Source organism: Mesorhizobium sp. M0227 (genome assembly GCF_040321855.1).
Lineage (GTDB): Bacteria > Pseudomonadota > Alphaproteobacteria > Rhizobiales > Rhizobiaceae > Mesorhizobium.
Genome location: NZ_JAMYSJ010000026.1, coordinates 19,811 through 43,822, shown reverse-complemented (window position 1 = coordinate 43,822; position 24,012 = coordinate 19,811). Strand labels below are relative to the sequence as shown.

17 protein-coding genes and 1 pseudogene are annotated in these 24,012 nt (G+C 58.0%); 12 read left to right on the top strand and 6 right to left on the bottom strand.

All coding sequences use genetic code 11. From position 1 onward, the window contains the following. Positions 1–137: 137 nt before the first annotated feature. Positions 138–1,046: a LysR substrate-binding domain-containing protein gene (locus tag NKJ00_RS26030; protein WP_352631826.1), complete on the bottom strand. Its 909-nt coding sequence runs from the start codon at positions 1,044–1,046 to the stop codon at positions 138–140. Between the two features lie 103 nt (positions 1,047–1,149). On the opposite strand from NKJ00_RS26030, the gene NKJ00_RS26025 reads away from it, so the two are divergent. Genes NKJ00_RS26025 through NKJ00_RS26015 form a run of 3 tightly spaced genes read left to right on the top strand, consistent with a single transcriptional unit; the run spans position 1,150 to position 6,409 of the window. Further along, positions 1,150–2,694, top strand: a complete 1,545-nt coding sequence (locus NKJ00_RS26025) for a trimethylamine methyltransferase family protein (protein WP_352631824.1) — start codon at positions 1,150–1,152, stop codon at positions 2,692–2,694. A 50-nt stretch (positions 2,695–2,744) separates the two neighbouring features. Beyond that, positions 2,745–3,911 carry a mandelate racemase/muconate lactonizing enzyme family protein gene (locus NKJ00_RS26020; RefSeq protein ID WP_352631822.1) on the top strand — a complete coding sequence of 389 codons (1,167 nt, stop codon included), beginning with the start codon at positions 2,745–2,747 and terminating at the stop codon, positions 3,909–3,911. A 59-nt stretch (positions 3,912–3,970) separates the two neighbouring features. Next, the gene (locus NKJ00_RS26015; RefSeq protein ID WP_352631820.1) at positions 3,971–6,409 is read left to right on the top strand and encodes a GcvT family protein; all 2,439 of its coding nucleotides are present in this window, start codon (positions 3,971–3,973) and stop codon (positions 6,407–6,409) included. 185 nt (positions 6,410–6,594) lie between these two features. Here the strand turns inward: NKJ00_RS26015 and NKJ00_RS26010 are convergent. Continuing rightward, a pseudogene (locus NKJ00_RS26010) lies at positions 6,595–6,927 on the bottom strand (IS21 family transposase); the annotation flags it as partial. A gap of 655 nt (positions 6,928–7,582) precedes the next feature. Between NKJ00_RS26010 and NKJ00_RS26005 the strand changes: the two are divergent. The 9 genes from NKJ00_RS26005 to NKJ00_RS25965 all read left to right on the top strand — a co-directional run bounded on the left by NKJ00_RS26005 (position 7,583) and on the right by NKJ00_RS25965 (position 18,891). After that, complete coding sequence (locus tag NKJ00_RS26005; RefSeq protein ID WP_352631818.1) at positions 7,583–10,258, top strand: condensation domain-containing protein; 2,676 nt, start codon at positions 7,583–7,585, stop codon at positions 10,256–10,258. Between the two features lie 284 nt (positions 10,259–10,542). Further along, positions 10,543–11,484 carry a methyltransferase domain-containing protein gene (locus tag NKJ00_RS26000; RefSeq protein WP_352631816.1) on the top strand — a complete coding sequence of 314 codons (942 nt, stop codon included), beginning with the start codon at positions 10,543–10,545 and terminating at the stop codon, positions 11,482–11,484. A gap of 601 nt (positions 11,485–12,085) precedes the next feature. Further along, the gene (locus tag NKJ00_RS25995) at positions 12,086–12,928 is read left to right on the top strand and encodes a transporter substrate-binding domain-containing protein (protein ID WP_352631814.1); all 843 of its coding nucleotides are present in this window, start codon (positions 12,086–12,088) and stop codon (positions 12,926–12,928) included. 65 nt (positions 12,929–12,993) lie between these two features. Further along, positions 12,994–13,968, top strand: coding sequence for an amino acid ABC transporter permease (locus NKJ00_RS25990; RefSeq protein WP_352631812.1), 975 nt, complete (start codon positions 12,994–12,996; stop codon positions 13,966–13,968). Positions 13,969–14,036: 68 nt separating this feature from the next. Next, on the top strand, positions 14,037–14,834 hold the full coding sequence (locus tag NKJ00_RS25985) for an amino acid ABC transporter ATP-binding protein (RefSeq protein ID WP_502906415.1): 798 nt from the start codon (positions 14,037–14,039) through the stop codon (positions 14,832–14,834). A gap of 117 nt (positions 14,835–14,951) precedes the next feature. Beyond that, a complete protein-coding gene (locus tag NKJ00_RS25980) occupies positions 14,952–16,376 on the top strand; it encodes a M20/M25/M40 family metallo-hydrolase (protein ID WP_352631808.1) in 1,425 nt (474 codons plus the stop codon). Positions 16,377–16,459: 83 nt separating this feature from the next. Then, entirely contained in the window at positions 16,460–17,233 is a 774-nt protein-coding gene (locus NKJ00_RS25975) for an AroM family protein (RefSeq protein WP_352631806.1), read from the top strand. Between the two features lie 94 nt (positions 17,234–17,327). After that, positions 17,328–18,509, top strand: coding sequence for a M24 family metallopeptidase (locus NKJ00_RS25970; protein WP_352631804.1), 1,182 nt, complete (start codon positions 17,328–17,330; stop codon positions 18,507–18,509). Between the two features lie 250 nt (positions 18,510–18,759). After that, on the top strand, positions 18,760–18,891 hold the full coding sequence (locus tag NKJ00_RS25965; RefSeq protein ID WP_352631802.1) for a hypothetical protein: 132 nt from the start codon (positions 18,760–18,762) through the stop codon (positions 18,889–18,891). Positions 18,892–19,188: 297 nt separating this feature from the next. On the opposite strand, the gene NKJ00_RS25960 is transcribed toward NKJ00_RS25965, so the two are convergent. From NKJ00_RS25960 to NKJ00_RS25945, 4 genes are all read right to left on the bottom strand, one after another. After that, positions 19,189–19,974, bottom strand: a complete 786-nt coding sequence (locus NKJ00_RS25960; RefSeq protein WP_352631800.1) for a crotonase/enoyl-CoA hydratase family protein — start codon at positions 19,972–19,974, stop codon at positions 19,189–19,191. Beyond that, positions 19,971–20,831, bottom strand: a complete 861-nt coding sequence (locus tag NKJ00_RS25955) for a hydroxymethylglutaryl-CoA lyase (RefSeq protein WP_352631798.1) — start codon at positions 20,829–20,831, stop codon at positions 19,971–19,973. Before NKJ00_RS25955 ends, NKJ00_RS25960 begins: the two co-directional genes overlap by 4 nt. A 73-nt stretch (positions 20,832–20,904) precedes the next feature. Next, complete coding sequence (locus NKJ00_RS25950; RefSeq protein ID WP_352631796.1) at positions 20,905–23,025, bottom strand: acetate--CoA ligase family protein; 2,121 nt, start codon at positions 23,023–23,025, stop codon at positions 20,905–20,907. A gap of 2 nt (positions 23,026–23,027) precedes the next feature. Next, the gene (locus NKJ00_RS25945; RefSeq protein WP_352631794.1) at positions 23,028–23,801 is read right to left on the bottom strand and encodes an enoyl-CoA hydratase/isomerase family protein; all 774 of its coding nucleotides are present in this window, start codon (positions 23,799–23,801) and stop codon (positions 23,028–23,030) included. Positions 23,802–24,012 lie beyond the last annotated feature (211 nt).

Genomic DNA, 24,012 nt, shown 5'->3' with positions numbered 1-24,012 from the left:
ACTTACGGTCGGCCACGCGTTACACCGCGTACGACAGTCGATCTCTATTGCGATTGATTCATTCTGCGGTTGGGCCTGCGCAAAAAAATGCGCTGAAACGCGACCGTGACTCTGAGCAAATCGAGGCCGCGCCGGTTTCAAAGCCGTTCATCAGGTGCCCCATCGAGGATCCAGTCCTTCACCAGTTTTGCTTCCGGAGCGAGGTCAACCGAACGGTTGCTGACGATGAAGAATGCATACCCGGTTGCCCAGTTGGCACCGAGGGCGGGAACGAGCAACCCCTCGCTCAGCGGATGGTTGACGAGGTGCGTCCAACCTAACGCGATGCCTTGCCCGCCGATCGCTGCTTGCACCACCAAGCTGTAATCATTGAGGCGAAGTCCTTCACCGACGTCGAGGAAGTCTATGCCAAAATGGGCGAACCAGTCCCTCCAGCCCGGACGTGGCCGGTGGGGCTCGTCAAGGTGGATGAGAGTCCGTGTGGCGAGATCCGGCAAATCGCGTGGCGCGCCGGACTGCGTAAGATAGCTGGGGCTGCAGACCGGAATAAGGTTCTCGCCGCCGAAACGGAAAGCGCGGTAATTGGGCCAGTCTCCTAACCCACGGCGGACACCGATCAGATGGGGGTCCGGCCCCAGATCGGTGTCCCGGTCCGCCGTCTGGATGCGGATTTCAATTTCCGGATGTTGCGCTCGAAAACCAGGCAGCCGTGGGATCAGCCAGTGGCTGGCAAACGCCGTCGACGACGATAGGATGACATGCTTGTCCTCGGTTGTCCGTCGAACAGCCTCGGCCGATCGGGCAATATGGCCGAGACCCATTGCAACATCGCTGTAGAAGCGCAGGCCGGCTTCCGTCAAAGCGATCCGTTTATGCTGGCGCACGAAAAGCTCAACGCCAAGGTCACCCTCCAGGCTCTTGATGGCCGAACTCACAGCGGCCTGACTGACGCGAAGCTCTTCGGCCGCGTTGGTGAAACTCAGATGCCGCCCCGCAGCCTCAAATGTAATGAGGCCGGCAGGGCTCGGAATGCGTAAACGAGACATGCATAACTTCCACTTATGCCGACATCAGAATAATTGCGGTTTACCTGTGGGTTTCCACCAATCAAACTTATAGGACGAAAATAAAAAGGGAAGACGGAAAAGCATGTCCGAGCCAGAGGCGCCGACTACTCGAGCAAGAGGCCGTTCGAATCGACGTGCCGCCGCCGGTGGTCACGAGGCAGCGGCAGTTCTCGCTGGCGTAGAGCTCCGAATCCGCCCCTACGACCTGCTTTCCGAGGAAGGACTACTAGCGATCGAGGACGCCGCCGCGGTGATCCTGGAGGAAATCGGCATCGAGTTCCGAGAAGATCCGGAATCTCTGGATCTGTGGCGGTCTGCGGGCGCCGTGGTACAGGGCGAACTGGTCCGCTTTCCAAGGGGCATGCTCGGTCCGATCCTGAAAACCGCGCCTTCGATTTTTACGCAACATGCCAGGAACCCGGCGCGTTCCCTGAAAATTGGCGGCCCAAATGTCGTGTTTGCGCCGGCCTATGGCCCGCCTTTTGTACGCGATCTGGAAGGCGGTCGACGCTACGGGACGCTCGGCGATTTCGAAAACTTCGTCAAACTCGCCTACTCCATCCCGTGGCTGCACCATTCCGGCGGCACTGTCTGCGAGCCCGTCGACATTCCGGTGAACAAGCGGCACCTCGACATGGTGTCGGCCCATCTGCGCTACTCGGACAAGCCTTTCATGGGCTCGGTCACCTCGGTCGAACGGGCCGAAGACTCGATCGAGATGGCCCGTATCGTTTTCGGCCGAGAGTTCGTCGACCAGAACTGCGTCATCCTCGCGAATATCAATGCCAACTCTCCCCTCGTATTCGACGCCACCATGACAGGCGCGCTCAAGGTCTATGCCCGCGCCAGTCAGGGGACGGTAATCGTACCTTTCATCTTGGGCGGGGCTATGGGTCCGGTGACAACGCCCGGCGCCATCGCACAGTCGTTTGCGGAGACCATGGTAGGGTGCGCCCTGACCCAGCTGGTGCGCCCCGGCGCTCCCACCATCTTCGGCAACTTTCTGTCTTCGACCGACCTTCGTACCGGGTCACCAACCTTCGGTACCCCAGAACCGGCATTGGGATCGCTAGTCGTGGGCCAGCTCGCACGCCGTCTGGGCCTGCCGCTGCGTTGCTCAGGCGCCTTTACGTCGTCTAAGGTGGCTGACGGTCAGGCGATGATGGAAAGCGCGGTCGCCATGCAGGCCGCGGTCCAGTGCGGCGCCAATTTCATCCTGCATTCGGCAGGTTGGCTCGAAGGCGGGCTGACCATGGGCTACGAGAAACTGATCCTGGATGCCGACTTCTGCAGCGCGCTGCACGTCTATATGGCTGGCCTTTCAGTCAATCCCAACCAGCTAGCGCTCGACGCATTCCGCGAGGTAGGCCCAGGCAAGCATTTCTTTGGCTGCGCCCACACAATCGCGAACTATCGAACGGCTTTCTGGGAGTCGGAAGTCGCTGACAACAACAGCTTCGAGCAGTGGCGTGACGCCGGGGAAAAAGATGCCCTGGTCCGAGCCAACGCGCGCTGGAAGAAGCTGCTTGCCGAGTACGAGGCGCCGCCTCTTGATCCGGCCATCGACAACGCGTTGGCCGATTTCTGCGCGCGGAAAAAGTCCCAGCAAACTGACCAGTGGTACTGAGCAGTCAAGGTCAGCACCCCACTCAATTTTTCTCGATTTTGGACAAGGCAATGAAGATTCGTTCCGTAAAGGCGACTCCGGTAAACATACCGCTTGAGAAACCACTCTGGTGGACGGGCGGACATTATCCCGGCACGTCCAAGGTGATCGTCGAAGTTGAAACCGACCAGGGGCTTGTTGGCCTAGGCGAGGCGCCGTCTGTCGATGTCTTGGCAACCATTCAAGCTATGGGCGAAAGGTTGGTCGGTCAGGATCCTCTCGGCATCGCGTACTGCGAATCTTTGACTGTTCCACCATGGCAAATCGTCCAAAACACGGATGATAGTTCCGTTGTCAAAGCTTTCGGCGCGATCGAAATCGCTCTCTGGGATATCAGAGGTAAAGTAGCGCAGGAGCCACTTTATAAGCTGTTAGGCGGTGCCGTCAGGAAGGACATTCCTTTCACCGAATACTTCGGATTCCGTGAGGGAGGTGAAATGTCTCCCGACGCGGTGGCCGACTATTGCGTCCACATGCGAGAGCTTCACGGCTCGACGATGTTCGAGGGGAAGCTCATCTTGGGGGACCCGGTTCTTGAGATCGAGACCGTGAAGGCGCTGCGCGCTGCTTTGGGGACTCGCGATATGATCCGGCTCGACAGCAATATGCAGTGGTCATTGCCAACGGCCATTCGGATCCTTCGCGAGATCGAGCCATTCGATATCAGGAACTATGAGGATCCCGTCGCCACCTTCGAAGAGATGGAGGTATTGCGCCGACATTCGGCCATACCCTTCTCCACCCATGTCCCGGACCTCCGCCGGGCTGTTCGTCTCGGCGTGCCAGATTTCATCGTCACCAATTTTGCGGTCTTGGGCGGCATCTCCCGCGCCGTGCGCTTTATCGGCGCCTGCGAGACCATGGGAGTCGGGTTCTGGTGTTACTCGGGCGACGCCGGGGTCGCGACTGCAGCCTACCTGCACATGTCAGCGGCTATGCCGTGGATTACGGAGCCATCCCAATCCTTGTTTCGTTGGCAGATCGGTGATGTCATCCAGGGCGGACCGTTCCGTCAGACCAACAATGTGGTCACCGTGCCCGAAGGTCCTGGCCTGGGTGTGGAACTGGACCGAGGTGCGTTAGCCACATGGCACGCCCATTTTGTCGACAGCGGACCTCTCGACCACTTCTTTGACCCAGCCCGGGCTGGTCGGTTCAGACGTCTTCCCCTCGCCTAGCGATCGCCCATCCGGCCGGTCTTAAAGCGATCGCCTCCTCCAGCCCAAAGTGGACAACCATGACAGCCGAAAAACCATTTCCAACGGACGCCCGCGTGGTCGTCATCGGCGGCGGCGTCGTCGGATGCTCGATCCTTTTCCACCTTGCAAAATTCGGTTGGAAAGACAGTGTGCTCCTTGAGCGAGACGAACTGACAAGCGGGTCAAGCTGGCATGCAGCGGGCCAAATCCACACCATCAGCTCCGATCCGAACATCAGCCGCCTCCAGGGCTACACAATCAATCTTTACAAAGAGATCGAAGAGACTTCCGGCCACTCGGTCGGGCTTCACAACACGGGCGGCTTCTACCTGGCGTCAAACAAGACCTGGTATGAATACCTGAAGCGGGAGCGGTCAAAGGCCCGTTACATGGGGCTTGATCAGGAATTCATCAGCGTCAACGAGGCGGCCGAGCGGCATCCTCTCATCGATCCGAGCCATTATCTCGCCGCGCTGTGGGACCCGCTCGACGGTGATGTCGACCCTTCGGGTGTCTGCTACGCTTATGCAAAATCTGCCCGCGTGCACGGCGCGCAGTATTACACCCACACCCCTGTTATTGAGACTCGCCAAAGGAAGGACGGTACCTGGGACGTGGTCACGCCCAAGGGAACCATCAATGCAGAGCACGTGGTCAACGCCGCCGGGCTCTGGGCGCGAGAAGCTGGCGAGATGGCTGGCGTAACCATGCCGGTGCAGCCTATGGAGCACCACTACTTGATTACGGAGGATATCCCCCAAATCGTGGAACGAATGGCTTCCGGCAAGCGCCTCCCGGCGGGCATCGACTACGAGGCTAACATTTACTTCCGACAGGAGCGAAACGGGATGTTGCTGGGCACGTACGAGCCGAAGTCCACGCCTTGGAAGGTGGCTGGCACCCCAATGGACTTTGGCCACGAACTGCTGCCATCCGATCTCGAGCGGATCGCCGACCGCCTCGAGCTCGCGTTCGAGCGCATTCCCGCGCTTGGCCAAGTGGGTATCAAGACCGTTGTGAACGGGCCTTTCACGTTCGGCCCTGACGGAAACCCGATGATCGGCCCGGTGCCCGGTCTGCAGAACTATTGGGCCGCGGTCGGTGTTATGGCTGGCTTCTGCCAGGGCGGCGGTGTCGGCCGGTCGATTGCGGAATGGATGATTGAAGGCGAACCATCCATTGATGTCTGGGCGATGGACATCTCCCGGTTTGGCAACTTCGCGACGGCGGACTGGGGCACCGTGAAGTCTTCGGAGAACTATGAACGCCGTTTCGTCATGACGTTTCCCAATGAAACCTTGCCGAAAGGACGGAGGCAGAAGACGACAGCCCTTTACGACCGTCTAGTCGCGAAGGGCGCAGTCATGGGGGTGAGTTTCGGCCTAGAGCACGCCCTTTGGTTTGCAGACGGGCCGGAAGACGCGCACGAAGAGCCGACGTTCGAGCGCAACCGGAGCCATGGCTACGTTGCTCGGGAAATAGAGAGCGTTCGGACGGGTGTGGGCGCGATCGAGATCGCCAACTATTCGAAGCATGAATTTGGGGGACCGGGCGCGAGAGCCTTTCTCGACCACGTCCTCGCCGGGAAACTCCCCAAGCCCGGCCGGATCGCGTTGACCCCCATGTTGACCCCTAAAGGCAAACTCTATGGAGATCTTACCGTCGCCTGCCTCGCGGAAGACCGTTTCATTCTGTTCGGATCAGGTGCGGCACAGGAAATGCACCGGAGATGGTTCGAGCGGCATCTGCCGACCGACGGGGTAACCTATACCAACCGTTCCGACGAGCTTCACGGGCTCGCGATCTCGGGCCCAAAATCAAGAGAACTGCTCTCGCGGATGACGCGTGAGGACGTGTCTCACAACGGTTTCAAATTCCGCGACATCCGGGAATGCGTCGTGGGAGACGTTCGGGTGATCCTCTCGCGCCTCTCGTTCTCAGGCGAGCTGGGTTATGAAATTTATTGCCGTCCCCAGTTCCTCATTCGCTTGTTTGAGGCGGTCGAAGAGGCAGGCGGCGGCCTCGGGCTGCGTTTCTACGGAAGCCGTGCGCTCATGTCGATGCGCCTTGAGAAGAACTGGGGCGTCTGGACGATGGACTTCCGTCCCGATTTCGACGCGACCGAGAGCGGACTGGCCGCATTCATCGACTGGAATAAGGACTTCGTTGGTAAGGAAGCAGCTGCCAACGCGCGCGACAGAGGGCCTGTCCGGAAGCTTGTCGGGTTGATGATCGATGTCGACGACCGCGATGTCGTCGGAGATGAAGCCCTGCTCAAGGCAGGGGCGGCGGTTGGTTACATCTCCTCTGGGGGCTACGGGCACCGCGTCAAGAAATCTCTTGCGCTCGGATACGTTCCGGTCGAGTTCGCTAGCGACGGTACCGTGCTGGATGTCGAAATTGACGGGCAAATGTTTCCAGCGATGGTGATGGTCCAACCGCTCTACGACACCAACGGTGAGTTGATGCGATCTTAGTTGGTTCCGTCGCTTCCAGCTGAGGTCGCAGAGGCAGGTTTAGCGTCACGCGGGCGTCGGATCGTAGGCATCCCGCCCAGATCTTTGTCGCGGTGCTGGGCGCCTCCAACCTGACCTTCGCCTTTGCCAGCTTCAGCCAGAAGCTGCCAGACTGGATCGACGGTCAGGTGCGTGCACTGGCCTTCTACGGTGGGGTCACCAAGGCAATCGTTCCCGATTACGTGGCTGGGCACGTAATCAGGAACCAACAGAGCCGGCGCGCCGCCGAACGCTTCCAGTGCATTGACGTGACACCCCAGCCAATCCGGAAGTGTCTCACTCCAGCGCGCTTCCGCATAGGATAGGCTCGAAGCGCCCAACACGGCCACGAACAGATGCGCCTGGCGCGTCTTGCCCCTCAGCCGGTCGACGATCACCGTCACCGTATCGCCGGCATAATCGACGAAGAGCTTGTCGCCGGCGACATGGTTCTGCCGCATCGTTACTGGCAGGTTGGATGCCCAGCCCCTGTATAGATCAAATTGAGGTTGGCGAGGTACGGAGTCGAAACTGCTTCGAAACCTGAAGTAGGCACGCTGCTTCGTCTCAGCGAGCCTGAGGTAGGGGATATGAAAAGACGTATGAAACATCAGAAACGTTCAGCTGCGCCGAAAAATCGGTAAGACGTGGCAGGCATTGGCTGAAAGGTATCAGCGGGCGCTTAATAACGCTATGTGGCGAAATACGCGCAGGTATCGGCCGTTGACGATGGGGACTTCGTGCTCGGCAACGGCACTTTTTCAGCCTACAACTGCCCGACAGCCCCGTCCTCACCTGCGGCCCGGCGACCACGGCACCATCAAAATCATCAACGGCCGTCCCTATTACTGGCGTCAGTAGCGGGAGGAGGCTCCTATACCGACGGCCTATCGTTGGGCGCCTTCCTGATGGCCAGTGTGCTGTCGAGTTTCAGCACGTCGCGGGACGCCACTTTCTGTGTCAGCCGTATCCGGTTGAAGACGTCGCTGTCCGGAACCCGACACAATGGGGCGCAGCATTCTGCTGTCGCGGCGTAAAACACGTGGTTTGCCCCTCTGCTCGCACAACCTCCTCGGTGGCACGCCGATTGCAGGGACGCGGTGGAGGGCCTGTTGCGCCATAGCGGTGTCGCATGCTCCGACCGAGGAGAGCTACATGAAACTTGCTCGAACAACCCAAACCAATGCGACAGACGCTGCACCGAGTGCGGTCCCGCCAATTGAAGCTTTGCCGCGTCCGGCACGGGTGCCACTGTCGCTTCCCCAGCAGCGGCTTTGGTTCCTGTCCCATCGGAAGGGCGGCAGTAAGGCCGATCTCATCTATGTGGGGCTTCGGCTTCGCGGCGAATTGGACGAGGCGGCCCTGCAGTTGGCCTTGGACGGGTTGGTGGCGCGTCATGAGGTGCTGCGCACCACCTTCGGGGTGGAGGACGGCGAGCCGTTCCAAAGGATTGGACCGGCGGATACCGGCCTGCCGCTGAAACGAGACGATCTGACGGCGGCAGCGGATGTGGAGACGGCCCTCGCGGAGCTGATGCGTTTTGAAGGACAGGCGGTGTTCGACCTGGAAGCCGGGCCGCTGATCCGTATTCGACTGGCGCGCTTGGCGGAGGACGATCATATGCTGCTGATCATCATGCACCGCATGGTCTCGGACGGCCGGTCACGGGAGATTCTGATCTGCGAGCTTAGCGAACTCTACGCCGCGGCCCGGGAAGGCCGCGCGGATCGGCTGAGGCCATTGCCGGTGCAGTATGCGGACTACGCGATTTGGCAGCGAGGTCGGCTGGCAGGGGAACTCTTGCAGCGGCAGTCGGAATACTGGCTCCGAATGCTGGACGGCACGCCAGCAGTGCTGGAGCTGCCGACAGACCGGCCGCGTCCGGCGCAGCGAGACTATAGCGGCAGTTACGTCGAGTTCGTGTTGCACGAGCGGCTGAGTGCACAGCTCAGGGAACTGAGCCAGCGTCATGGGACGACCCTGTTCGTGACCCTGCTGGCCGGCTGGGCGCTGGTACTGGCGCGGCTGTCGGGTCAGAACGAGCTGGTGATTGGCACACCTCGCGCCAACCGCACCCGCTCCGAGATCGAGGGGCTGATCGGCTGCTTCGTCAGGACCCTGGCGTTGCGGATTGATCTGTCGGGAGATCCGACACTGGAGACATTGCTAGAACGGGCGAATGCCGCCGCGCCTGGGGCGCAGGATGATCAGGACCTGCCATTTGAGCAGGCGGTGGAACTCGTCGATCCGCCTCACAAACCGGAGATTATACTTACATGGCAAAACAATCCTGGCGAGCCGGCCGAACTGCCGGGGCTCGAGCTAGAACATGTTGGCGTTGGCGATCGTGTCGCGCAACATGATCTCGCGCTTAACCTTTCCGAGGTCGGCGAGGCGATCTGTGGAAGGCTGATCTATCCGACGTCCCTGTTTGAGCGGAGGACGGTGGAGCGGTTTGTGAGCTATTTGCAGCAGGCGCTGAGCCAGATGGCGGCCGGCCCCGGGCAGCGAGTCTGGTCGGTACCGCTTCTATTGGCGGAGGAACGTCGATTTGCGGTTGAATCGAACCCAGAGGAAGAGGCCTGTCTCCAGGACCGCTGGGTTCACGAACTGCTTGGGGCGCAGACGGAGTGGGATCCGAAAGCGATCGCGGTTGTCTACAAGGACCAGAGCCTTAGCGATGGAGAGCTGAAGGCGCGCGCGACCGCCGCGGCGCCTCGCGTTTGCCCTCCTCAAGCACCACTCGCCAACTCGGCCCTGCGGCCCGACACAACGGTGATGAAATTCATCGAGGGGCCGCGCGTCGTTACCGAGGGGGAACTGCAAGCCAGTAGCATCATGCGTTATCACGTCACAAAGTCTTATCGCGAGCAGATCATCAATAGCGGTTATTACGAACAGCTCAAGTACATCGTGGAGCCTTCATTCCAAGAATTCAAAAGTCCCGGAAACCTGGACACGAGCGGTGAGCTAGATAACACGGTCTTTCCCGGGTTTCAACACAAGTACGCCCAAACCGGATTGGTGATGGCAACGGACCGTTGCGCCTCATATTGCCGCTATTGCCTTCGCAAACGCCTCGTCGGAAAGGACTCCGATGAAATCGCAGCCGATTTCGAACAAATTGGGCAATATATTCTCGGCCATCCCGAGATTACGAACGTGCTGATAACAGGAGGCGACCCGCTGGTACTCAGCACGGCCAAGCTCGACAAGATGCTTGATCATCTGCTGCCAATCCCGCATCTGGATTCGATTCGACTGGGTACAAAAACACTAGCGTATCAGCCCAAACGGTTCGAGGATCCCGCTTTGCCGGCTTTGTTCAAACGGATCGATGAAGCGGGCAAGGCCGCAGTGATCGTCACACACTTCGACCACATCGGCGAAATCTCCGTCAAGGCGGAGCACAAGGTTCGCTCCTTACGCGCACAGGGCGTACAGTTCCTGAACCAAACCGTGCTTCTCGCGAAAGTCAACGATGATCCTGAGATCTTGGCAGCCACATTCGCCAAGTGTCACCAAATAGGTATCCGCCCGTATTATCTCTTTCAGGCCAGACCGGTGAAAGGCGCTTCCCATTTTCAGGTTTCACTGCGCCGCGGAATAGAGATTGCTCGCGGCATCAACCAACGCCTCAGCGGCATCCAAAAAACCTTCAAATACATCATGTCCCATCACACAGGAAAGATCGAAGTCCTCGACCTTGGAGTCGATGGCCGTATGTATATGCGGTATCATCAAAACAAGAGTCCCGAAAAGATCGGAAAGATCTTTTCCCGGCCGCACCTTGAGGGCGCCTGCTGGTTGGACGATTTGCCCGAAGGATGAGATCCAACGGCGCGCGTGAAATGCGGCGTGCTCAAGTCGGCAGGTTTTGCTGTTGGCCCGCCTCACGAGACAGCCCAATGGGTTCTTCAGAGATCTCTATGACAGTCCTGTTTCAGTGCGAGGGATACGGAGTCCGACCGGAAGAGTAACGCCATATTGAATGCCGATATTTACGGGCCTCCCACCGGCCGCAACAGTCTCTCCAAGGCCAGTGTCCGTAAACTCAACCAAGAACATGTTCTATCGCTCTACCCGCCGGCACCTGGTCACCATGGAGAACCACAATGTTTCCCAATAGTATAGATTCGCACCTCTCCCAGTTGGAAAAAATGAACCCGGTGGCCTTCAAGGCCATCGAGCCCCGAATAACTAGAGAGTCATTCGACTGCCTTGCCAACCTGTCGCGCAATGAGTTCACCTCGGAAGCGCGTGGTTCGGATTACCTCGATAGTATCCAACTGTCTCTGCTGGCACGATCGGAGGGTGTGATGGATCTACTGGGAAAAATGCACCCCAATGGTCGCGACGGACTGTGTTCATCATTGATCTTCTGCGATCTTCTCGCCGGTGACGGATACGTGAACAAGGTAGCCCACCGGCTCTTGGGTGCGGCTCGCTGCCCAAGTTTCATCAACTCTGACGTCTCCCAGTTCATGGTGGACCGTTGCATCCGAGATGGCCTGTTTGCGATCTGGCAGGGCGCGACCGATCCGTTCTGGATAAAAGATGGATCGGTGGATGGTGTGCTGATGGCTTACGGCACGCACCACATCCCCCACGCTGAGCGCGCCACTGCTGTCCGGGCGGCTGCGCGCATTCTCCGGCCCGGTGGCATCTTCGTTCTTCATGACTTCGAAGAGGGCTCCCCCACTGCCCGCTGGTTCGCTGACGTAGTGTCAACTCATTCCGTGACCCCACATGACTATCCTCATTTTACCGCGGGCGAGGTGCTCGATCTGTTTGCTGCTGCGCAGTTTAATGACGTAACTGTGCAGCGAATCACAGACCCCTTCGTCTTCCACGGAGGAGACGAAGAGAGCGCTCTCCAACTGTTAGCCGAATACGTCGTCAAGATGTACGGGCTAGAGCAGCTCCGAAACCACACGCAGCGCGTGATCGCGCTCCTTGATGAGTATTTCGGGCTCGTCGTGACACAAACCTCTCACGGTGAGTTCGAAGCGCGCATAGAGCGCAATGCATTGGTCGGGAGCGGGCGACGCGTGTGAAACCCATTATCGCTGGTCCCATCAAGAGCCAGGGCTTCTGCTTGCCTCACTCGCCTCGCCACGGGCGGGCATCCGAACGAGGAGAAGTTGTAGCGATCCTGCCTTGATGAACCGTTAGAATTGCACCTCGCAGAACCAGTCAGCACAAAATCTTCACGGATCACACGCCGGAGAGATGCGACCCAATGCAATGCGTCGCGCCGCGCGCGTCACCCTCGTCGACCGTCGCGAGGCGCGTTCGATTCTGTGACGCTTTGCGGAGGGAAGGCGCTCCCTGTTCCGAAACTGCTCCTCACACCGACGAGGGTCGGCCCAGCATCGCAGAATGGCTGACTTTCGACTGCCCCTGTGCACCGGCATCATAGTCCGTTTGCCGCAACCGTCCCCCGGGACTCGCGCGATGCCCTAGATTTCATATTATTGCCCATTCGCAATTAATCTATGCTCAAAAGATGTTAGACGCGTAATAAATTTTGGGATTACGGTTAGAATGCATGGGCCCAGAGGAGCAGGCGCGCGCCTGTTGTCGTAGCCATGGAGAACGGGTCGGGGCACAAAATCTGCAAGACAATTCTGCAAGACAATAAGAAGGGAACATCGCATGAACAAGCTTGTAACGACGATAGCAGTTGCAGCCTCGCTCGTAGTTGCGTCCGTGGCTTGCTCGGCTACGGCCAATGCTGGCGCCGTACTCGACAAAGTCCTTAACACCAAGACGCTGACAGTGGCGGTCGGGACGGACTGGGGGAAAATGTCGTTCCTGAACGACAAGCACGAACTCGATGGTTACGACATCGATGTCGCGAAGGGGATCGCGGAGAAATTGGGTGTGAAGGTCAACTTCGTTACGCCGGGCTGGGACATAATCGCCTCAGCCAATTGGCAGGGCCGTTGGGATATGGCAATGGGTCAGATGACGCCTTCCAAGGCGCGCACCGAAAAACTGGCTTTCCCGGCCGTATATTTTTATGAGAAGGCCGTCGCTGTCGTTCACAAGGATAGCAAGGCTACCAAGCTTTCCGACCTCGATGGTAAAGTAGTTGGCGTTGCCTCCGGCAATACGCAACAGTTATATGCAAATCACAACCTGGTACCAGACTGGCTCGGTGCCAAACCGATTGAATACAAATTCAAGGTTGGGCAGTTGAAAACGTACGAAAGCACTAACATTGCTTTTGACGACCTTCGCCTTGGCGATGGTGTCCGTCTCGATGCAGTCCTCGCTGATGGAACGATTGCGGATAATGCGATTAAGGCCGGCTATCCAATAAAGGTGCTTGGTGATCCACTGTATTCCGCGCCAGGAGCAATCCCAGTTCAGCTAGGTGACAAAGAGTTCAGTGAGAAAATTTCTACCGCCGTCGAGAGCATGAAAGCTGACGGAACACTCTCGAAACTATCAAAAAAGTGGTACGACGGCATAGATTACTCGGTCGAACAGTAAAGGTCTACAACCGAAGCGGCCCGGCCTAGCCGTTGGGTCGCTTCCTGTCTCAAGAAGGCCGTCTTATGCTTTATCAGGATACGGTTGAAGCCGAGGTTCTCGTACATAAGCCCTTGTTTATAACGTCAGTCTTTGTGCTGGCATTCGTTGCGTTTCTTTCGCTTGACCTCGCAGGCGCCTCCGTGGGCGAACTTATGCGGCCGGTCATCGGCGATCCGCTGGAAAGCGGCCTTTACGGTCGTTTCGCGATCGCATTTGTGCTTGCAATCGTGTTCTGCCTAAATCTCGTATTGATTGGGTTTATCCCTCTAAGAATGCAGATCGGCGTCGTGTGGTTTGAACTGCTGATCCTGTTTCTAGCGTTCTTCAAGACGTTTAACTTGAGTCTGCCTTTTATTTGGGAGAATCTGCCCTTCCTGATCACGCAGGGGGTGGTGACGACAATCTATGTTTCGGCGATCTCACTCATATTCGCGTCGGCTATCGCGATTGTCGCAGCTATCGCAAAACTTTCAAGCAACGGCTTTGCCTACGGCATCGCCAGTTTTTACACTTCATTCTTTCGCGGCTTGCCGCTTCTCATGCAGATTTATCTGATCTATCTCGGCCTGCCGCAGCTAGGCATCGTGATGAATGCCGTGCCATCGGGGATACTGGCGCTATCGCTGTGCGCCGGAGCCTACATGACGGAGATCTTTCGTTCGGGGATTGCAAGCATTGACCGCGGCCAATGGGAGGCATCCCGGTCCATGGGTTTCGGCTTTGGCCTTACGATGCGAAAGATCATCCTGCCGCAGGCGCTCCCCGTAATCATTCCACCGATGGGTAACATGTTCATCGGGATGGTGAAGGACAGCTCGCTCGTCTCCGTCTTGGGTGTGTGGGAGCTGACATTCCTTGCTCGCACAATCGGCCAGCCGACCTTCCATCACATGGAGATGCTGATAGCGGCGGCAATCATTTATTGGATTATGACCGTCTGCCTCGAGGTGATCCAATCCCGGATAGAGCATCATTTTGCGAGGAGCAAGATACGATGACCGCCGACAGCACAGGTCAAGTGATGGATGGTCCTATCCGGAACGGCTTTTCCAGGGTGCATGCCGATATGCCGCGTCCTGAGACAAGTTCGGATCGAGAACCATCGAACCGGAGGCAGAGGACGGTGAACGACACAGTCATTGAAGCCAAGAACGTTTCAAAGTGGTACGGCACCTTCAGAGCACTGACTGACGTCAGCCTCACCGTCCGCAAGGGCGAACGTGTCGTCATCTGCGGCCCGTCCGGATCGGGGAAATCAACGCTAATCCGCTGCTTCAATCGACTCGAGGCTCACCAGGAGGGCGAAATCACCGTCAACGGGATCAGGTTGCACAGCAAGATGCGCAACGTGACCGAAGTTCGCAAGAACATTGGCATGGTGTTCCAGAACTTCAATCTTTTCCCACATCTGACAGTGCTCATGAACTGTATGGCCGCCCCGATGTGGACCAAGGGAGTTCCTGAGGCCGAGGCAAGGAAGCTCGCGCTCAAATTCCTTGAGCGCGTGCGCATACCGGAGCAGGCGAATAAGTTCCCCGGTCAGCTATCCGGAGGGCAGCAGCAACGCGTCGCAATCGCCCGTTCCCTATGCATGGAGCCTGCCGTGATGCTTTTCGATGAGCCGACTTCGTCGCTCGACCCGGAGATGGTCGCCGAAGTGCTCGAGACGATGGCCAGTCTGGCGCGCGACGGAATGACCATGGTTTGCGTCACCCACGAGATGGGTTTCGCGCGCTCTGTCGCGGACCGGGTGATCTTCATGGATGCAGGCCGGATCGTCGAAGAGGGCAAGCCGAACGACTTCTTCACTAATCCACAACACGAGAGAACAAAGCTGTTCCTCAGCCAAATACTGTCGCACTGATTGTTGTGTCGTTCGGCGGAGAGTGTGTTGAGGCATGCTTCCTGTGGTGGAGACGGGAAAAATGAACACTTATCGTAGCCAACGGTGCATCCGCCCAGAAGATGCCAGGAGAACGCCATGCATGTAGATCAATTAGTTCTGGATCTGCTCGGTCGGCAAGGCGAAATTTTGGATGACCTTTGCACCTTCTTGCGTATGCCTAGTGTAAGCCCGGACCCTGCTTTCGCAGAGGGGATGCGCAACGCCCAAACATTTCTCGTGAACCGGCTCAAGCGCATGGGCTTGAGCGATGTCCAGCTTCTCGATGGCGGCGGCCATCCTGCTGTTTACGGAGCCTGGAATGGTGCTCCTGGCCGGCCCACTATCCTCATCTATGGCCATTACGATGTTATGCCCCCGGATCCCTTGGACAAGTGGGTTTCCCCGCCATTCGAGCCCACGATTCGTGATGGCAAGCTTTATGCGCGAGGAGCCTCGGACGTAAAGGGTTCCACAGTCATTGCGCTCCATGCCGTCGAGGCTTTTTTGCGCCTCTGTGGCAGCTGTCCGGTGAACATAAAGTTCTTTTTGGAAGGGGAAGAGGAGAGCGGAAGCGCAAGCCTCCGCGAGATCGCGAGGCGATACGCTCCGTTGCTTGTTGCCGACGGGATGATCTCGGCGGATGGAGGACGCGCGAGCCTCGCATTTCCAACCATCAATATTGGCTGCCGCGGCTTGATCGAACTCGAATGCTCAATCCGTACCGCAGACCGAGATTTGCATTCCGGTCGGTACGGCGGCGCGGTACGGAACGCTGCACACGAGATGGCGACGATCATCGCTTCGCTTCATGACAAGGACGGCGCAATCGCGATCCCCGGATTACTGACAGCCCTACCTAAGGTGTCCGCCAACGTAAGAGCTGATACGGCCAGATTTCCCTTCGACGATGCCGCGTTCGTCAACGACGTCGAGGCGCGTGCCCATGGAGAACATGGCTTCTCGGTACGTGAGCAGGTGACACTTCGACCGGCCTTGGACGTAAACGGAATGTGGGCGGGCTACACCGAGGTTGGCACGAAAACAGTGATTCCAAGCATGGCCCATGCCAAGCTGTCCTTGAGAACAGTTCACGGACAGGATCCCGACCAGGTTTCAGACATTCTTAAGGCTCATCTACGAGCCGTTTGCTCTCCGGACGTGGAACTCTTGATCCACGACCTGGGCGCGGCGAGCCGTGCCTTCAACCTGCCCACCGGTCACCCCCTCGTGCTTGCCGCAAAAAAAGTTCTCTCCGACGCGACTGGTCAAGAGCCAGTGCTTGTTCGGCTGGGAGCGTCTGTGCCCATAACCGTGATATTCCAGGAGTTGTTCGGTATTCAGACGCTGATGTTCGGCTTTGCCCTTCCGGATGAGGATATCCACGCGCCCAACGAGTTTTTCCGGTTGGCCTCATTAACGGAAGGCCTTTCCGCATGGCCAAGGCTGCTAGCGCAGCTCGGCGAGCACAGCGTCGACGAGTTTCGATCGATGGCCGTAGCGGCCGAGAAGGTGCCTGCCTAAGTTTAGGTTTAACGTTCAGTGGCTTTCAACCAGACCCTATGCATCCGTAAAGCCGCAGTTTGATACCTTGGAGCGTCCCGACAATGTTGCAAGACCGCGCAGTTCTCGGAGTTCTTGAGCTTGACGAAGGCCTGTCCTCCGATAGCCCAAATCAAATCCCCCGGACAGGAGCCCTAACGAATCCAGCCACCTTCGAATGCCTGATTATCACCGAAATGGTGGAGGGAGCGAGGCCTGATGTAGTCATCCGGGGTGAGCCGTTGCTGGATATGGCATGCGTTGCAGCTGCTCGGCGGCTCGTACAACAAGGTGCCAGCGTGATTACTTCTGACTGCGGATTCTTCATTCGCCATCAAGAGGCGGTCGCCGCAGCTGTCAATGTGCCTGTTGTGCTATCGAGCCTCCTTCTAGTTCCGGCTTTGCTCCGGCAGCTTGCGCCTACCCGTAAGCTTGCGGTGGTCACAGCCGACTCGTCAAACCTCGATGCCGATCTGCTCGGCGTTGACAGCCAAGAAAGACGGGCGAGAATTGTGATCGGCGGTGTTGAAGGCGGTGAGTACTTGCGTAATTCAACCGCCCGTCCGTTCATTCGGACCGATATCGCTCAGATTGAAAAGGAGGTCGCCGCATGCGTTGCGCAACTGCGGGCCGACCATCCTGAAATCGACATGCTACTATTTGAATGCACGGGGTTTCCGTGTGTTACCGACGCGATTCGAATGCGCACTGGTCTTCCAGTGTATGACACCACGCACCTTTGCCGACTAACGTTGGCGTCCTTGGAACCTCGTTATTGTGCTGCTAGGGCGCAGGCTCCGTTGTCGGAACCGGAGAGTTTCGGGAGCGAAAGTCGTTAGGCGCTGCCAAAGCCCGAAAGTCAGTAGGCGCTAGCCAGATCCTGCGACGCCTTTCCGGGGCTTGTTCACAAGATCATGATCATGGAGATCAACTATGAGTGCAGATACGCTACGTTTTGAATTGTCTGAATACAGAGCGCGCCTTGATAAGGCTCGCCATGCAATGGAGATGGCGGGCATTGACGTGCTGGTCGTGACCGATCCCGCCAACATGCATTGGCTGACGGGCTACGATGGCAATTCATTTTACGTTCCCCAATGCATAGTTGTAACCAACGACAACGACCCCCTTTGGTTCGGTCGTAACATGGATGCTAACGGATGCAGACTGACCACCTACCTAGCTGAAGATCGGATCAGGTGGTACGAAGATCTTTACGTCCAATCCGACACACTGCATCCTATGACTGTTCTTGGTCAAGTTATTACTGACGAAGGGCACGACTCATCGACTGTCGGTGTTGAGAAGGACAACTACTACATGTCTGCCTCAGCTTTTGAGGCTCTGTCAGCGGCGTTGCCTAATGCAAAATTCAAAAAAGCTGATCGAATGATCAATTGGCAGCGGATTGTAAAATCCCCACAAGAGATCGAATACATGCGCGGCGCTGGCAAGATCGTTGACGCAATGTTTCAGCGTATCTCCGAAGTGCTGCGGCCTGGCGTAAAGCAGTCGGATGTAGTTGCTGAGTTTACCTATGCTGGCACACGCGGCGTGGGGCCATATTGGGGTGATTATACGGCCTCCGTGCCAAACATAGGCGCCGGCGCTGATGCTGCGGCTCCCCACCTCACCTGGACCGACCGTCCGATCCGACCCGACGAGAGCATCTTCTTTGAGCTTGCGGGTGTTCATAAACGGTACCATTGCGCGCTGGCGCGGACCTATTACCTTGGAAAACCCCCTCAAAAGATAGTTGATGCCGAGAAGGCAGTTCTTGAAGGAATGCAGGCTGGCCTCGAAAAAGCCGTGTCCGGCAATTGCTGCGAGGACATCTATCTGGCTTACGTTGCCGAATTGGCTCGCTACGGTTTGGTCAAGAATGGGCGTGCTGGCTATTCGATAGGCCTCGGTTACCCACCCGCATGGGGCGAGAATTCAGCTAGCTTCCGGGAGGGCGACAAAACGGAGTTGCGTCCCGGCATGACGTTCCACTTCATGACTGGTCTGTGGTATGGCGACTGGGGAATCGAAATCACAGAAAGTATACTCATCAACGAGGGGCAAGTTGAATGCTTGTCTAGCTTTCCACGGAAGCTGGTAATGATTGACTGACATCTGTACGACGTCCTGTTTGAGAACGGTTTCATCGGGCGGCCCGTTGTCGCGCTCAAGGTCGCACGCGCGTTACCGCTTGGAGTATTTGGCCACTCTCGGAAGGTATGGTGATATTCTCGGCAATGCTCCGCCTTTGATTCTTCGATGCAAGCGCGAGATCAGTCAACACCACCTATCGTGCCCCTGAAGGCACGAGGGTGCGTTATAATCATGACGGACTCGTTGGATTGCTGGAACAAGTAAGAACATGAGCGCAATCGATGACATGGCGCTGTCGGACGAGGGGCTGGAGGCCTGGATGGCCGTGAAGACCGACCCCAGCCCGTTGGTGCGGACCATGTCGGCGCTGGATTGCTTCGTAACGGGGCCGCGCAACTAGATGTGCCGGGTCATGCGGTTGCCGCGCGACGTCCTGGCTAAAGGTCTGCAACCGATCACGCCGCGTTTGCCAGTGGCGCCAGGATCCACAACCGGATCAACGAGACGCTCTTCGATAGACCGCAGGATTATGCGCGCCGATTCGCCACCAAGCCCAGCGGCGGCATCGACCCCCGGCCGTGGTGCCAGGGGTTTTACGCGGCCATGAATCTCAACATCAAAGGCCAAGTCGCACTCCGTGCCACCCCAAAACAGAACACCGCTCCGTAACTGGGGCAGTTAAAGGGCCGGGCTAGCCTCACGCCTGCCAGCGCGGCCTGCGGCGATCGAAGAAAGCCGCGATTCCTTCGGCGGCGTCGGTCATTTCCCACGCATCGGCCAGTGCAGCGACCGTCTCGCCGATGACCGCGTCATCGATTGTCGGCCCAAGGCGGCGCGCAAGCGCCTTGGTGGCGGCGACGGCCTGCGGCGAGGCCGACCGATAGGGCCGGATCTCGGCCTCGACCGCCTCCTCCAAGTCGGCCGGGGGCACGGCTCGGGAAACCAGTCCGAGTTCGCAGGCTTCAATGGCATCGAATATTCTCGCTGAGATGAAGACCCGCCGCGCCAGGCCCTCTCCTATTCGAGCCAGCACATAGGGAGAGATCGTCGCAGGGATGAGGCCTAGTCTGACCTCGGTGAAGCCGAACTTCCCAGTGTCGACTGCGATCGCGACGTCGCAGACGCTCATCAGGCCGAGACCACCGCCGAATGCTTGGCCGTTGATGCGGCCGATCAGCGGCTTGGGTAGTTCGTTGAGCGCGCGCAGAGCCAGGGCCAGCTTCCTGGCCTCGGCGATTCGCTCGTCACGCGCGACCGAAGCCTGCACCCGCATCCACGTGAGATCGGCACCGGCACAGAAGCTGTCACCCTCGCCCGTCAGCACCACCGCTCGCACCTTGTCGTCATTGGCGAGCAGTTCGGCGGCGGCCGCAATTTCGGCGATCATCTGTCCCGACATGGCGTTGTGCTTGTCCGGGCGGGCAAGGGTCAACGTAGAGACGCCGATCTCGTCAGTCGTGACCCGGATGGTCTCGAAGTTCATGGCCGCTCCTCTCTCAGGCTGTCCGCGAAGCGGGCCGCCGCCCCCAGTCGCTCGATATGGAGACCCGTCTCATAGCTCTTGTCGGCTAGCATTGCGGCGACGGCGAGAGTGTCCACATTGCCTTTCGCACCGGGGACGAAAGGGCAGCCGCCAAGGCCACCGACCGCGGCGTCGAAGGTGCGCAAGCCCTTCTCCAAGCTTGCAAGGATGTTATCGAGGGCCCGCCCCCCCGTGTCGTGGTAATGCCCGGCAAGCCTCCCGGCCGGCACCTCTTCCAACACGGCATCGAGCATGGCCGAGATGGTTGCGGGCGTCCCCTGGCCGATCGTGTCGCCCAGCGAAATCTCATAGCAGCCCATCTCTAGGAGCGTTGCCGCAAGCTGTGCGACAATTGCGGGAGGCACTGGGCCTTCATAGGGACAGTCGGTCACGCAGGAGACATAGCCCCGCACCGGAGTGCCGTCGGCGGAAGCCGCAGCGAGCACGGGGCGGAACCGCTCGAGGCTCTCGGCAATCGAGCAGTTAATGTTCCTGCGGCTAAAGGTTTCGGAGGCCGACGCGAACACGGCGATCTCGTCAGCATTGGCCGCCCGCGCCGCCTCGTAGCCCTTCAAGTTGGGGACCAGTACCGCGTAGACGACGTCCGGCGCACGGCGAATACCGGCCATAACCCCCGCAGCGTCAGCCATCTGCGGCACCCACCTCGGCGACACGAAGGAGGTTGCCTCGATCTTCTGCAAGCCGCAGTCTGACAGCAGGTCAATAAGTCGAATCTTTTCGGCAGCCGGCACGAGGCGCGCCTCGTTTTGGAGTCCGTCGCGTGCCGACATCTCGAAAATGCGAACGAATTCGCCCATCGGCTAGGCCTTTGCAGAAATTAAGCGATTTAATCATCGGCAACCAAAGGATCGCCTGCGTGCGTGGTGGCTATTATTTTCCGACCAACCTCACATCGACCGGATAGATACCGCTTTCGTTAGCGATAATCGGGTTGATGTCGAGCTCCGCAAGATTTTCCATTCTCAAGACCGCCATAGACAAGGACGAGATGAAGGTGGCGAGAGATAGCTTGTCGACTCTCGGAAAGTGCCTGAAACCGTCGAGGATCTTCGCAACGCGCGTTTCCTCAATCATATTCAAGGCTTCCTCGAGAGACACCGGTGCCGCGCGGAAAGTGACGTCTGCGGCCGCCTCAACCAACACGCCCCCTGAGCCGAACAAGATCACCGGACCGAAAACAGGATCGTCGGTAGCGCCCACAAATAGTTCTGTGCCGCGATCCACCATCGGCGTGACGATGAACCCGAAGGTTGTTCCCCGACCGACGTGTGGCTTCAGGGCCTTTGTGATATCGGCGGCTGCAGCCTGCGCCGCCTCTCGCGTCACTCCGAGACGCACCCCGCCTACATCAGACTTATGGTTGACCGCCGCCGAATCAACCTTCACCGCACAAGAGGTAGCGAACTCGGAAACTGCCGCCTCTACGGATTCGGCATCGACAGCAGGCGACCATTGACCAGCGTTCACACCCAATTTCTGCAGTATCTCGCGAGCCGTCGTCTCTGCCGACAAGCCGTTGGGCACGACCACGCGCTGCCCCTCGGTTGCCAATGTTGCGTTGTGACAAACGTGCTTTGAAAGCCAGCTCGCTCTCTCAAAAAGTGCTCTCGAACCTGCGACGGCCAAATCTAACGAGGCAAAAACTTGCATGCCACCATTTCGCAAGATCTGGTGGTTTTCAGGCATTCGGCTGGCGTAGCAACTATGGAAAACGAGAGGAAGGCCGGAGGCTTTTTGCAATGCAACGATACGCTCGGCAGCCGAATTCTCAGCAGTCACGAGAGAAGCTTCGAACCTTAAGTGGTACGCTCCAAACATCCCGGATGTCAGGATGAGCCCTACCTCTGGGTCTGCCGCCAAGATCTCAATGCATTCCGGAAAGACATCCGGATGGGCATCTATGGCGCTGTAAACGTCGATCGGATTTTCGACACTGGCTTCCTCCCCGAGCACCTTTCTCAACTTCGCTTTGGTTTCCCCAGAAAGAGATACAAGGGGTACCCCCGCGCGGGATAGAGCATCAACTGCCAGCGTGGCATGTCCACCTCCGTCAGCCAGAACCACAATCCCAACCCCTGGTCTGGGAAGAGGAGTGGTTGCCAGAAGCGCAGCTATCGGAAGCAATTCGTCCGAACGATCCACCAGCGTAACACCCATCTGCGGCAGCACTCTCAAAGCGATATCGTCGGCACCAGCAATCGAACCAGTATGAGAAAGCGCCGCCTTTCCACCTTCGTGGGATCGCACTCCTCGGAGCATTACGATCGGGCAACTCTGCGCGACTCGTGCGGCCGAATTCAGAAAACGCCGCCCATCAATGAAACCTTCATTGTAGATCGCAATTGAACGAGTGCTCTTGCGTAGACAAAGCTCTTCGATCAGTTCGTCATATCCAACATCAGCCTGGTTCCCTAAACCAGCAATGACATCGAAGCCGGGACCGTTTATCGCGCGGCTGTCTTCGAGTACCGTCAAAATCATGTTGCCGCTTTGCGTTAAGACGCTGACGGGTCCCTTTGGGGGCAGTTCCGGCAGGCCGATTAGGTCCGCCTGTATGGTACAGTTCACCATGCCGGACGTGTTCGGCCCAATAATACGGACCCCGCTTTCTGCTAGGGCGTCACGCAATCTCTTTTCTGTGCTTGCCGCTTGGTCTCCTCGCTCGCCAAAGCCGTGTGCGACAACAATGGCACCCGCGATGCCCTTTTTGCCGCACTCGAGAAGAAGATCTGGCACCTCCTCAGCGGGCCGAACTATCACTGCAATGTCAACGCCCTCCGGAAGGGCATCAATTTCGGTGACTACGGGCAAACCGAGGATCGTCCCTCCCTTCGGGTTAACCGGAAGGATTGAATAGCTGTAGCCGGCCTTCTGCAGCGCGTTGATGATCTGATATCCGCGCTTAGAGGGACTTGCAGATGCTCCAACGACCGCGACGGAACGCGGTTCAAGTATGCGGCTTACCGCTGTTGCCTTGTTAAGGGCGTCCATTCTTATTTTCCTTCAAACTTTGGGGAGCGGCGTTCGGCAAAGGCTGCGACTCCCTCAGCCCAATCCTTCGTTTCCATAATCGCCAGCACGTCTTCGGCCTCGGCACGGAATAGGCTTTCGGGGCTTTTCGGGAAATTGATCGCCGCCTTAAGGCGGCCCACCGGCAACGGCGCGTTCTTTACGAGTCGCTCCACCAGCGCGCTGGTACGCTCCGCCAACTGATCCGCTGGCGGAGCCTCGGTTGCTAGGCCAATCTCCAAGCATTTCGCGCCGGTTATCCTGTTGCCCAGCAGCAAAAGACTCGCCGCATTTCTTAATCCAATAAGGCTGGGGAGTCGGACCGTTACACCTCCTCCTACATAAGTGCCGATGGCAACTTCCGGAAACCCGAGCTGGGCATCCTCGGATATGATCAGAAAATCAGCAGAGGTCGCGATTTCCGCTCCGCCCCCGACGGCATAACCATGCACTTGGGCGATAACGGGCGTCTTCATCGTCTGGATCTGTTCGCAAACGCGCTGCCCGAGCATGATATAGGCCTCGCGCTCATCGCGCGTCCGGACGCCAGATTTGTGGGCCTTTAGATCGGCACCCGCACAGAATGCCCGACCGTTTCCGGAAAGGACCACACAGCGTATATTTGGGTCGTTATCTGCATACTGGAGGGCATCCAACGTTTGTTGATAGAGGACTTCGTTGACGGCATTCAGTCGCTCTGGGCGGTTGAAGATAATGTGAAACGCTTGATTTTCTTGCTTCGTAACAACTTCGTTCATGGATATTCTCTTTGCGGCTGATCCCTTCAGTGTCGCCAAAAAATATTGCGCGTCTAACATTTTTTGCACATAGATTGATCGTTAGAGCGCAATAATCGGTAGGCACTCCGGACATTCGTTGCTGGCGCGGATCGCCGGGGGCAACGCGCACTGCTGGTTGCATGACCGTCGTGTCCAGCCTGGAATTGATGGTCGCCGGCAGGTCGCGCGC

Excerpts from the sequence above, each read along its gene's own strand:
- NKJ00_RS26030 (WP_352631826.1), bottom strand. The coding sequence starts at position 1,046 with ATGTCTCGTTTACGCATTCCGAGCCCTGCCGGCCTCATTACATTTGAG.
- NKJ00_RS26025 (WP_352631824.1), top strand. The coding sequence starts at position 1,150 with ATGTCCGAGCCAGAGGCGCCGACTACTCGAGCAAGAGGCCGTTCGAAT.
- NKJ00_RS26020 (WP_352631822.1), top strand. The coding sequence starts at position 2,745 with ATGAAGATTCGTTCCGTAAAGGCGACTCCGGTAAACATACCGCTTGAG.
- NKJ00_RS26015 (WP_352631820.1), top strand. The coding sequence starts at position 3,971 with ATGACAGCCGAAAAACCATTTCCAACGGACGCCCGCGTGGTCGTCATC.
- NKJ00_RS26005 (WP_352631818.1), top strand. The coding sequence starts at position 7,583 with ATGAAACTTGCTCGAACAACCCAAACCAATGCGACAGACGCTGCACCG.
- NKJ00_RS26000 (WP_352631816.1), top strand. The coding sequence starts at position 10,543 with ATGTTTCCCAATAGTATAGATTCGCACCTCTCCCAGTTGGAAAAAATG.
- NKJ00_RS25995 (WP_352631814.1), top strand. The coding sequence starts at position 12,086 with ATGAACAAGCTTGTAACGACGATAGCAGTTGCAGCCTCGCTCGTAGTT.
- NKJ00_RS25990 (WP_352631812.1), top strand. The coding sequence starts at position 12,994 with ATGCTTTATCAGGATACGGTTGAAGCCGAGGTTCTCGTACATAAGCCC.
- NKJ00_RS25985 (WP_502906415.1), top strand. The coding sequence starts at position 14,037 with ATGCCGCGTCCTGAGACAAGTTCGGATCGAGAACCATCGAACCGGAGG.
- NKJ00_RS25980 (WP_352631808.1), top strand. The coding sequence starts at position 14,952 with ATGCATGTAGATCAATTAGTTCTGGATCTGCTCGGTCGGCAAGGCGAA.
- NKJ00_RS25975 (WP_352631806.1), top strand. The coding sequence starts at position 16,460 with ATGTTGCAAGACCGCGCAGTTCTCGGAGTTCTTGAGCTTGACGAAGGC.
- NKJ00_RS25970 (WP_352631804.1), top strand. The coding sequence starts at position 17,328 with ATGAGTGCAGATACGCTACGTTTTGAATTGTCTGAATACAGAGCGCGC.
- NKJ00_RS25965 (WP_352631802.1), top strand. The coding sequence starts at position 18,760 with ATGAGCGCAATCGATGACATGGCGCTGTCGGACGAGGGGCTGGAGGCC.
- NKJ00_RS25960 (WP_352631800.1), bottom strand. The coding sequence starts at position 19,974 with ATGAACTTCGAGACCATCCGGGTCACGACTGACGAGATCGGCGTCTCT.
- NKJ00_RS25955 (WP_352631798.1), bottom strand. The coding sequence starts at position 20,831 with ATGGGCGAATTCGTTCGCATTTTCGAGATGTCGGCACGCGACGGACTC.
- NKJ00_RS25950 (WP_352631796.1), bottom strand. The coding sequence starts at position 23,025 with ATGGACGCCCTTAACAAGGCAACAGCGGTAAGCCGCATACTTGAACCG.
- NKJ00_RS25945 (WP_352631794.1), bottom strand. The coding sequence starts at position 23,801 with ATGAACGAAGTTGTTACGAAGCAAGAAAATCAAGCGTTTCACATTATC.